Origin of the sequence: Mesorhizobium sp. M7A.F.Ca.CA.003.01.2.1, assembly GCF_003998945.1 — a bacterium.
Lineage (GTDB): Bacteria > Pseudomonadota > Alphaproteobacteria > Rhizobiales > Rhizobiaceae > Mesorhizobium > Mesorhizobium ciceri.
Genome location: NZ_RZRA01000614.1, coordinates 1 through 3476, shown reverse-complemented (window position 1 = coordinate 3476; position 3476 = coordinate 1). Strand labels below are relative to the sequence as shown.

The following is a 3476-nucleotide window of genomic DNA, read 5'->3' as shown; positions in this document are numbered from 1 at the left end:
GTGCCGAAGCGGCTCAGCTTTATGCCTTGTTCAACGCCCAGGGACATGGCGGCGTCGATTTCTCCGGCATAATTAATTTTCTCAGGGGTAACCCGGCGTAACCCACGGATTTGGCGGATTTTTCCGGTTTCCTTCGGTGGAAAAAATGAAAATTTAGATTTGCTTAAGCTCTCGATAACTCCGCGGTAACGATGTCCCTATAAAACGGACTGTGAGGCGGACATCTCATCCGTCCGGCGCTCCGGATCAGGTCTCGCGTACCGGAGCCCGTAAGTTTCGACAAGTGCCATAAGTTTCGCAAAGTGTTTGCGTAGCGAAGCGCCATGCGTATCTGGCAAAACCGCGTTCCCGATGGAGCGCGGTTTTTGCGTTTTACCCTGCAGCACGGTTGAGACATCGATGAACCGGAAACTGTACTCCGGGATACCTCACATGCGCCCGCGGGCGCCTTCCGGATCATAGGGCGAGTCGGCGATCACCTTTGCCGCGCGGCGCTCGCCGAGGATCGAAACCTGGAGCTCGGTACCGGGCGACACAAGTTCCAGGGGCAGCAGCGCAAGTGCTATGTCGTGACCAAAAGTGTAGGAATAGCCCGCCGAGGTGATGTGGCCGACGAGCTCGCCTTCGCGGTAAACGCCCTCGAAGGCGAATGCGCTCGCACCATCCGTGTCGATCGACAGTGTGGCGATCCGGCGTGTAACCTGCTGCTGTTTCGCGACCAGTGCCGCCCGGCCGATGAAGTCCCTGTTGTCGAGGCTGATGAAGCGCTCGAGGCCGCTTTCCCAGGCGGACAATTCGGGGTTCATATCGCGGTACATGGCCCGGTAGGATTTATCGAGACGAAGCGATTCCAGCGCTTGAAGTCCGACCAGCCTCAGCCCGTGTGCCTCTCCCGATGCCAGAAGCGCATCCAGCAAATGCCGCTGGTAGCAGAGTGGATGATAGAGCTCCCATCCCAGCTCACCCGAATAGTTGACACGCAGCAGCCGTACGTCGCTGGCCATGCCGACGGTGCTGGACTGTACGCTGAACCATGGGAAGGCCTCGTTGGAGAGGTCGATCTCCGTCAGCGGCTGCAGTATGTCGCGCGCCTTCGGCCCAACCACCGTGAAGCTGCCGCGATCCTCCGTGACGTTGCGCAGATGCACGCTGCCGTCCTTCGGCAACAGCCGGCCGAGATCGTCAAGGTTCCAGCGTTCGGCGCGCGGCGTCGATATGAGATAGAACAGGTCGCTCTGCAGCCGCGCCACCACATACTCGGCCTGCACGCCGCCGGTCGGCGTCAGGTGATGGGCAAGAGCGACACGACCGGGACGCGGCAGTCTGTTGGCCAGGATTCCGTCGAGCCAGCCCTCGGCGCCCGGCCCGCCGACCTCGAACTTGGTCATTGGTGTCATCTCGACCAGACCGCCGGCGTGGCGGACAGCCTGGACCTCTGCGGCGACGTGGTTCCCCTTGGGGGTCCAGCGCCAGCTGTAGACATTGCGCGCCTCGACACCCGCGGGCGCAAACCAGCTCGGCATCTCCCAGCCGTTCAACACGTCCCATACCGCGCCAAGCTGACTTAGGCGGTCATAGGACGGGGCCGTTTTCTGCGGTCGCGCCGCCGGCATGTCCTGGCCCGGATAGTGCTGTACGGCGTGGGTGCCCCAGGCTTCCCGGACCTTGGCCCGGGTCCAGTTCTTGTTGGCGTATCGGCCGAACCTGCGGGGATCCAGCTCCGCCGTGTCGATGCTGTTGCCACCCTCCACGATCCGTTCGGAGAGGTAATAGCCAATCGCACCGCCCCAAAGGATGCCCCCCGGCACCCCTTCGGCGAGCCAGACATTCTCCAGGCCCCACGCCTGCCCCATCAGCGGCAGCTCATCGGCCGTCATCTGGAAAGGTCCTCGCACATTGCGCTTGATGCCGGCGCGCCCGAGCGCGGGAACCAGTTCGGTGGCGCGCTCCCAGTTCCAGGAAACGGCATCGAAATCTTCATCGAGCAGATCGGCGCCGAACCATTCCGGGACACCGTTTTCGGCGAACAGCTTGAGCTGCTCGGTACGCTCATAGGGACCGAACATCAGCCCGTCTCCCTCTTCGCGCAGATAGCCCTCGTAACCCTCGTCCCTGAGGATCGGCATCTCCGGAAGACCAAGCCGTTTGCGTTCCACGATTTCGGGAACCGCCTCGGTGATCCAGTACTGGTGCAGGATCGGGATCGCGGGAATGTCCAGGCCCAGCATGGCGCCTGTCTGGCGTGCGTAATTGCCTGTTGCAAGGATGACATGTTCACAGACGATCTCGCCGCGTGAGGTTTTGACCCTCCACTCGCCGCTCGGCATCCGCTCGAAACCCACGACCTCGGTATCAAGATGGATCTTCGCGCCGAGGTCGCGTGCACCCTTGGCCATGGCCTGGGTGACATCGGCGGGTGCAATGTGGCCGTCATCGGGATGGTAGAGGGCACCCAGCATGGTGTTGTTGTCGAGCAGCGGCCAGATCTCTCGCGCCTCCGCGGGCGATACGATCCGGGCCCGCACTCCCTGGACCTCGGCAACGTCCATGTAGCTTCTGTACTCGTCCAGCCTGTCGCGCGTGTTGGCAATGCGCAGTTGCCCGCATTTGTGCCAGCCGACGTTCTGGCCCGTCTCCGCCTCCAGGCCTTCATAGATCGCGATCGATCTGGCGATCATGCGGCCGACATTGCGGCTGCGCGCGTAAGAGGGGATGAGCCCCGCGGCATGCCATGTCGAACCGGCCGTAAGCTGTGTTCGCTCCAGCAATGCCACATCGGTCCAGCCGCGCTTTGCCAGGCCGTAGAGAATGCCGGCGCCCACACAGCCGCCACCGACCACGACCGCACGAAAGGAACTCACCATATGCGCGTGCCCTTGTCTGAAATTGCCACCGGTCCACATGAACGCATGCGCATACTGTCAGACAGCATCCGGCTTTTCAGCATATTTCCTTGTCTGGAACGCTGCAGTGGTCACCCGACTGTTGGGCCACGAAGCCGGCCGAACTGTCAGCTGTCGCGCCCGCGTTCAGGCCGCTTTTTTGCGTTTTGCCTAGCTATATTCCGATTGCAGCATTCGGGATCGGGACATGATCTTCGTTGATCAGCACGATCGGCGCATCGGCTCCCTCGACCCTGACGACCAGCAGGCGCAGGCTCCACGTGCCGGCTGTCCGGACAGCCGTCGAATAGGCCGTGCCCTTGCCCCTGGCGCCGTGGACCGGAATGCCGAACTGGGCGTCACCAGCCCCATTCGCATCGACGTTGAGATGGCCGCCGACCCAGAAACTGTCGGTTTGCAACCCCGGTCAGGTCTTGTTGGACAGCCGGCGAAAATTCGCTTTCACGGCACGGCTTGCCGGCTTCAGCGCGGCGCTGATCGAGCGCTCCGCCGCAACCCCGTTGAACAGCGATGGCGTGCGGCCGGAAAAGACTTCCGGCCAGAACCGCGACGCCGATTGCAGGAAAGACATTT

At 62.3% G+C, this 3476-nt stretch carries 2 protein-coding genes and 1 pseudogene; 1 reads left to right on the top strand and 2 read right to left on the bottom strand.

Translation table 11 applies throughout. The annotated features are described in order from the left end of the window. A pseudogene (locus EN969_RS36170) lies at positions 1-101 on the top strand (3-hydroxyisobutyrate dehydrogenase); the annotation flags it as partial. Positions 102-428: 327 nt separating this feature from the next. Here the strand turns inward: EN969_RS36170 and EN969_RS22255 are convergent. After that, entirely contained in the window at positions 429-2864 is a 2436-nt protein-coding gene (locus EN969_RS22255; RefSeq protein ID WP_063170256.1) for an FAD-dependent oxidoreductase, read from the bottom strand. A 193-nt stretch (positions 2865-3057) separates the two neighbouring features. Continuing rightward, positions 3058-3303 carry a cytochrome c oxidase assembly factor Coa1 family protein gene (locus EN969_RS22250; protein WP_244514305.1) on the bottom strand — a complete coding sequence of 82 codons (246 nt, stop codon included), beginning with the start codon at positions 3301-3303 and terminating at the stop codon, positions 3058-3060. Positions 3304-3476 lie beyond the last annotated feature (173 nt).

Bases quoted from the DNA above. Each gene is read 5' to 3' on its own strand.
- EN969_RS22255 (WP_063170256.1), bottom strand. From the start codon at position 2,864: ATGGTGAGTTCCTTTCGTGCGGTCGTGGTCGGTGGCGGCTGTGTGGGC.